Here is a 6,259-nt window from a genome sequence, read left to right as displayed (position 1 = left end):
GCCCGGACCACGGACGAGGGAGGACGGGGCCTGCTGATCATCGCGCAGCTCGCCCGGCGATGGGGCACGCGCTACACCAAGACAGGAAAGATCATTTGGACGGAACAGGTGATCCCGGATGCGCCGTCGACATGAGCGCCCGCCCCGGGGAGGCTCCGCCTTCGGGGCACCGCCTGCGCCGCTTCGCCAGGACCACTACCGGGTACGGGCGCCCATGCGGGACGGGTCGCCGGGACGGGGGTACACCCTGGACTGCTTGACGCTTCCGAACGCGAAGCTGGACTCGATCGACGCGATGCCGGGAATGGCGTGGATCCGGGTGCGCACCAGGACCTCGTACGCCTCGAGGCTCTCGATGACGACCCTGAGCAGGTAGTCGCTGCTGCCCGCCATCAGATAGCAGTCCTGGATGTGCTCGATGAATCCGACGTGTTCTTCGAACGCGTTGACGGCTTCGGCGGTGTGGCGTTCCAGCCTGACCCGTACGAAGACAGTGATCGGAAGACCGAAGGCGACCTGGTCCACCATGGCCGTGTAGCCGCTGATCAGCCCCGCGTCCTCGAGGCGGCGGACCCGGCGCAGGCAGGGTGACGGGGACAGGCGGACCCGGTCGGCGAGGTCCTGGTTGGACAGGCGGCCGTCCGCCTGCAACTCGTGCACGATCTGGAGATCGACAGCATCCATAGGCGCTCCTTGGCAGATTATGCCTCAAACCTAGAGATGAGGAGCACAACTGGCAATCGGCTGCCCTCTCAACTGATCTAGTGTTGCTCCCAGGTCAGGGACGACATGAGTTCCAACCGATCGGTTCACGGGCGGAAGGAATCTCTGGTGGTCGCGACGCACACGGCCGTGGCGGCAACGCCACCCGGGGCGGGGAGCACGTCACCCGCGCTCCGTGCCCCTCACAGCAGAAGGCTCTCGCCGCAGGCGCTGGGTATGTCGGCGCTCCTGCTGACCGTGATGATCTGGGCCGGGTTCGCGTTGAGCGCGCGCGCCCTCAACGCCTCCACGCTGCTGCCCGCCGACGCCGCTCTGCTGCGGTTCGGCGTGCCCATCGTGGTTCTGGCACCTGCCCTGTGGCGGCGCCGGCGGCTGCTGACCGCGGTGCGGCCGGGCCCCGCCGCCAAGATCATCTGTGGTGCCGGGGTGCCGTTCTTCCTCGCGGCGATGTTCGGCGGCTCGCTGACGTCCGCGGCATTCGTCGGTGCGATCGTCCCCGGGATGGTTCCGCTGTTCGTCTCCGTCGTCCTCGTCGCCGGCGGGTGCCGCGCCCCGCGGGGGACGAGGACGGCCGGGCTGGTGATGATCGTCGCCGGAGTCGTCGCCCTGGTCTGTCGCCACACGGTCGCTCTGGACCGGGACGTACTGCTCGGTTCGGGCACCCTGCTCGTCGCCAGCGGACTGTGGGCCCTGTACACAGTGGGGCTGCGGGAAGTCGACCTCGACCCCGTCGGCTCCATCGGGCTGCTGTGTCTTCCCTCGTTCGCCGTCATCGCGTTGCTCGTCCTGACCGGTGTGCTGCCCACCAACCTCGCCCGGGCGGCCGGAGGTGACGTCCTGACCTTCCTCGTCGTCCAGGGGCTGGGCGTCGGCCTGTGTGCCGGACTGCTGTACGCCTTCGCGATCCGCACGCTGGGGCCGGAGCGGAGTTCGGTCGTCGGCAGCCTCAGTCCGGTCGTCGTGGTGCTGCTCGCCGTCCCGCTCCTGGACGAGTCGCCGACTCTGCCGGTGATGGTCGGTGTCCCCCTCATCACCGTCGGCGTCGTGCTTGCCAATCGCCGCCCTCGAAACAAGGTTTCCGCAGATGCTTGAACTGCTCGCTCCGCCACCGGCAGACCCGCTTTGGGATCTCGCCGCCGAGTTCGCGGCCGACCCGCGTCCGGAACGGCTGAACCTCGTCCTCGGTGTGTACCGGGATCACACGGGCGCCACGCCTGTCATGTCGGCGGTGAGGGAGGCCGAGACACTTCTGGCGGAACGTTCCGCTTCCAAGGAGTACCGCGGCCTCTCCGGTAACACCGCCTTCAACCGCGTCATGCTGTCGACGGTGCTGGGGACCGAGGCCCGTACCGCACGGGCCACGGCGGTCCAGACCGTGGCGGGCACCGGTGCCCTTCGGCTGCTCGCCGACCTGGTGCGCCAGACCCGCCGGGGTGCGACGGTGTGGATCAGCGACCCCGCCTACGTCAACCACCGGCCGATCCTCGAGGCCGCCGGCATGAACGTGAGGACCTACCGGACGCGCGACGCCGAAGGACTTCCTGACGAGGCGGGTCTTCTCGGCGACCTGCGCGCCGCCGGACGCCACGACGTGGTCCTCCTCCAGGGGTGCTGCCACAACCCCACCGGGGTCGACCCCTCCTTCGCGGCCTGGGAGGCGCTCGCCGAACTCGCTGCGACGAAGGGCTGGGTGCCCTTCGTCGACCTGGCGTACCACGGGCTCGGTGACGGGTTGGAGGCCGACCTGCGGGCCACCCGGATGCTGGCCGACCGGCTTCCGGAGATGCTGATCGCGGTCAGCTGCTCCAAGAACTTCGGCCTGTACAGCGAACGCACCGGCTGCGCGATCGTCCTCGGACGGAGCGGGCAGGCGCTGCGCCACGTCGAGACGGCACTGCAGAACGCAGCGCGGACCCTGTACTCCATGCCGCCGGAGCACGGTGCCGCCATCGTCACCACCATCCTCGAGGACGAAGCGCTGCAAAGCACGTGGCGGGCCGAGCTCGACGCCATGCGCGGCCGGATCGCGGCCAACCGGTCGGATGTGGTCGGGCACCTTGAAGCGCTGGGGTGCGCAGCCCTGGCGGAGTCGCTCGCCCGGCAGAAGGGCATGTTCTCGATGCTGCCGCTGGGGCCGGACGGGATGCGCCGGCTGCGCAGGCAGTTCGCCGTCTACGGCACGGCTTCGGGCCGCATCAACATCGCGGGGATTCCGGCGCACCGGATCCCGTACCTGGCGCAGAGCGTCGCCGCGGTGTGCGGCACCGCTGACACCGCGCGCGCGCCGTCGCCGCGTTGACGGAGCGGCTCACCGAGGGGTGGCCGACCGGGCCCGCAGGGCCCGGTCACGAACCTGGGAGGGCAGGGTCGAGGACGCCACGCCCCTGCCCGTACGGGTACGGTTCCGGTGGTCGACGGCTGTGTACCGCCGTGACGGTGACGTGTTCGACGGGTGGCGAGAGACCCGCTGGTGGATGCGACGCCTGCCTCGGGATGACTTCCGGTCGGCGTTGCACGGGGCCACGACTGTTCAGCGCGAGGAGCAGGCGGTGCGCGGCTGGGGTCACCGGTTCCCGGTGTAGTCCGCGTGAGTGAGGTTCACTCCGCTGATGGGGTCGAAGAGATGCATCCTGGACGTGTCCACCCACAGCTGCGCCTCGCTTCCCTCCCGTACCCCGGTCGCGCTGCTGAGCCGGGTGACGATCTGGTGACCGCTGACGCCCGTCTCACTGACCCCCGAATCTGCGGCGAGCTCCGCAAGCTCCGACGTCTGAGCGGGCTGCCACTCGTCCTCCGTGAAGTAGGCGTACACGTCCGATCCCAGGGACTCGACCACACCCACCGTCACGGTGAAGGTCACGCCCGAGTGGCCGGGCTCGACCAGGCTCGCGTCCTCGAAGGCCTCCGGGCGCAGGCCCGCGATGAGGTCACGGGGAGCGTTCCGCCGCTCCAGCTCCCGCAGCAAGCCCGGCTCCAAGGAGACTTCTCCGATACTCGTGTGCAGAGAGTTCTCCTCGAGCGTGGCGTGCAGGAAGTTCATCGCGGGCGAACCGATGAACCCGGCCACGAACAGATTCCGCGGCTCGTCGTACAGGTGCTGCGGCGTGCCGACCTGTTGCACCAACCCGCCGCGCATCACGACGACGCGGTCCCCCAGCGTCATCGCCTCGGTCTGGTCATGGGTGACGTAGACGGTGGTGGTGCCGAGGCGCTGCTGCAGACGGGAGATCTGGGTCCGCATCTGCACCCGGAGCTTGGCGTCCAGATTGGACAGCGGCTCGTCCATCAGAAACGCCTTGGGGTCACGGACAATCGCGCGGCCCATCGCCACCCGCTGACGCTGGCCGCCCGACAGGTTGGCCGGTTTGCGGTCCAGATGCTCCGTCAGATCGAGGATCCGCGCGGCCTCCTCCACCTTGGTGCGGATGACGGCCTTGTCCGCCTTCGCGAGACGCAGTGCGAACCCCATGTTGTCGCGAACGCTCATGTGCGGATACAGCGCGTACGACTGGAACACCATGGCGATGTCGCGGTCCTTGGGCGCCTTGTCGTTGACGACCTGGCCGCCGATCCGCAACGTTCCCTCGGTGATGTCCTCAAGACCGGCGATCATGTTGAGCGTCGTCGACTTCCCGCAGCCCGACGGTCCGACCAGGATCACGAACTCCCCGTCACCGACCTCGAGATTGACGTCCTGCACGGCCACGGCACCATCGGGATACCTCTTGGTGATGCCCTCGAGAACGATCTCGGCCACGGTCGCTACTCCCTTGTCCTGACGGCCGGCTGCTGCCGGTCAGCCCTTCACGGCGCCGGACGTGAGTCCGGCGACGATGCGCCGCTGGAACAGCAGCACGAACACGATGATCGGAATGGTGATCACCACGGCCGCCGCGGCGATCGAGCCGGTCGGCTGGGCGAACTGGCTGCTCCCGGTGAAGAACGCGATCGCCGCCGGCACGGTCCGCGCTGCCGTCGTCGACGTCAGCGAGATCGCGAACAGGAAGTCGTTCCAGCAGAAGATGAAGACGAGGATCGCGGTCGTGAACACACCGGGTGCCGCCAGCGGCGCGATCACCAGCCGGAAGGCCTGCGCAGGCGTGGCGCCGTCGACCTTCGCCGCCTTCTCGAGGTCCCACGGGATCTCACGGAAGAAGGCCGAGAGCGTGTAGATCGCGAGCGGGAGCGAGAACGTCATGTACGGGATGATCAGTCCCGGCCAGGTGTCGAAGATGCCCAGGAACCGTTCGATGTTGAACAGCGGCGACACGAGAGAGATCGGGGGGAACATCGCGATCAGGAGCGACATCCCGATCAGCAGGCGCTTGCCGGGAAACCGCAGCCGCGCGACCGCGTACGCAGCCATGGTCCCCAGCACCACGGCGATCGCCGTCGCGATCAGCGCGATGCCGATCGAGTTCACGAGCGCTCTGGTGAACTCAGAGGTGTCGAAGATTCCGCGGTAGTTCTCCCACGTCCACTTCGTCGGGAAGAAGTTACCGTCCGTGATGGTCGACGGGTCCTTGAAGGAAAGGGCGACAATCCACCACACCGGGAACAGGGCGTAGGCGATGACGACGATGTTGGCGACCGTCCACCCCGTCGTGTGCCGCTTGCCTGCACCGGCCATCAGCGTCCCTCTTCCTTCGAACCGGGAGCCGCAGCCCCGAAGAGTTTGATGAACACGAAGGCGATCACTGCCACGCACAGGAAGATGAGCACGGAGATCGCCGAGCCGATGCCGAGGTTGAGCGCGGTGAACAGGTTGTCGTAACCGAGGATCGACACCGAAGCCGTGCCGTGGGCACCTGCTGTCAGGATGTAGATGTTGTCGAAGATCCTGAATGCGTCCAGTGTCCGGAAGAGCAGTGCCACCAGGATCGCCGGCTTCATCAGCGGCACCGTCACCAGTGCGAACCGCTGCCAGGAACCCGCCCCGTCCACCTGTGCGGCACGCAGCGTCTCTTCGGGCACCAGGGCCAGGCCGGCCAGGAGCAGCAGCGCCATGAACGGTGTGGTCTTCCACACCTCGGCGAGGATGATCAGACCGATCGCCGGCCATTGTTCCGTCAGCGGCGCCTCCCCCGGCGGAAGCAGCGCTGCAAGATATCCGGTGCCCGGCGTCCACGCGTACTGCCACGAGTACGCGGCGACCACCGTCACGATCCCGTACGGCACGAGGATCGCCGTACGCACCGCCCCGCGGCCGAACAGCGTACGGTGCATGACCAGCGCCAGTCCGAAGCCGAGTACCAGCTCCACGGCCACGGAGACCACGGTGATGACGAGGGTGACCCAGAGCGCCTCCCACCAGAACTCGGAGGACAGCACGGCACCGTAGTTGCTCAGACCGACGAAGTCCGCGCGGCCCGGGAAGCGGAGGTCGTAGCGCTGCAGCGAGAGGTAGACGGCGTAGCCGATCGGATACGCCGTGACCGCGACCATCACGACGACGGCAGGCGCGCACAGCATCCAGCCCAGACGTCGCTCCTGCCGTGCACCCGCGGACAGGGCCTTCAGCGTATCCGGCGGCGAG

Annotated in this window: 7 protein-coding genes; 3 read left to right on the top strand and 4 right to left on the bottom strand. The window is 68.1% G+C overall.

From position 1 onward, the window contains the following. Nucleotides 1–135, top strand: a 135-nt coding sequence (locus ACWD01_RS08375) for an ATP-binding protein (RefSeq protein ID WP_451159407.1), incomplete at its 5' end; no start/stop codon positions are given. Between the two features lie 60 nt (nucleotides 136–195). Here the strand turns inward: ACWD01_RS08375 and ACWD01_RS08370 are convergent. Continuing rightward, entirely contained in the window at nucleotides 196–684 is a 489-nt protein-coding gene (locus ACWD01_RS08370) for an Lrp/AsnC family transcriptional regulator (RefSeq protein WP_451159377.1), read from the bottom strand. A gap of 255 nt (nucleotides 685–939) precedes the next feature. Here ACWD01_RS08370 and ACWD01_RS08365 point away from each other — a divergent pair, with 255 nt between their 5' ends. Both ACWD01_RS08365 and ACWD01_RS08360 read left to right on the top strand, forming a co-directional pair. Then, a complete protein-coding gene (locus ACWD01_RS08365) occupies nucleotides 940–1,815 on the top strand; it encodes an EamA family transporter (protein WP_451159375.1) in 876 nt (291 codons plus the stop codon). After that, on the top strand, nucleotides 1,808–3,022 hold the full coding sequence (locus ACWD01_RS08360) for an amino acid aminotransferase (protein ID WP_451159373.1): 1,215 nt from the start codon (nucleotides 1,808–1,810) through the stop codon (nucleotides 3,020–3,022). The genes ACWD01_RS08365 and ACWD01_RS08360 overlap by 8 nt, the downstream gene beginning before the upstream one ends. 264 nt (nucleotides 3,023–3,286) lie before the next feature. Here ACWD01_RS08360 and ACWD01_RS08355 read toward each other — a convergent pair whose 3' ends face one another. From ACWD01_RS08355 to ACWD01_RS08345, 3 genes are read right to left on the bottom strand one after another with little or no spacing between them, the layout of a single operon-like run. Continuing rightward, entirely contained in the window at nucleotides 3,287–4,480 is a 1,194-nt protein-coding gene (locus tag ACWD01_RS08355) for an ABC transporter ATP-binding protein (RefSeq protein ID WP_451159371.1), read from the bottom strand. 39 nt (nucleotides 4,481–4,519) lie between these two features. Further along, nucleotides 4,520–5,353 carry a carbohydrate ABC transporter permease gene (locus ACWD01_RS08350; RefSeq protein WP_451159369.1) on the bottom strand — a complete coding sequence of 278 codons (834 nt, stop codon included), beginning with the start codon at nucleotides 5,351–5,353 and terminating at the stop codon, nucleotides 4,520–4,522. After that, nucleotides 5,353–6,243, bottom strand: coding sequence for a carbohydrate ABC transporter permease (locus ACWD01_RS08345; protein ID WP_451159405.1), 891 nt, complete (start codon nucleotides 6,241–6,243; stop codon nucleotides 5,353–5,355). Before ACWD01_RS08345 ends, ACWD01_RS08350 begins: the two co-directional genes overlap by 1 nt. Nucleotides 6,244–6,259 lie beyond the last annotated feature (16 nt).

The sequence above is a fragment of the Streptomyces sp. NPDC002835 genome (assembly GCF_053591995.1).
The sequence above is the reverse complement of the archived record's forward strand: the minus strand, read 5'-3'. Positions and strand labels throughout refer to the sequence as shown.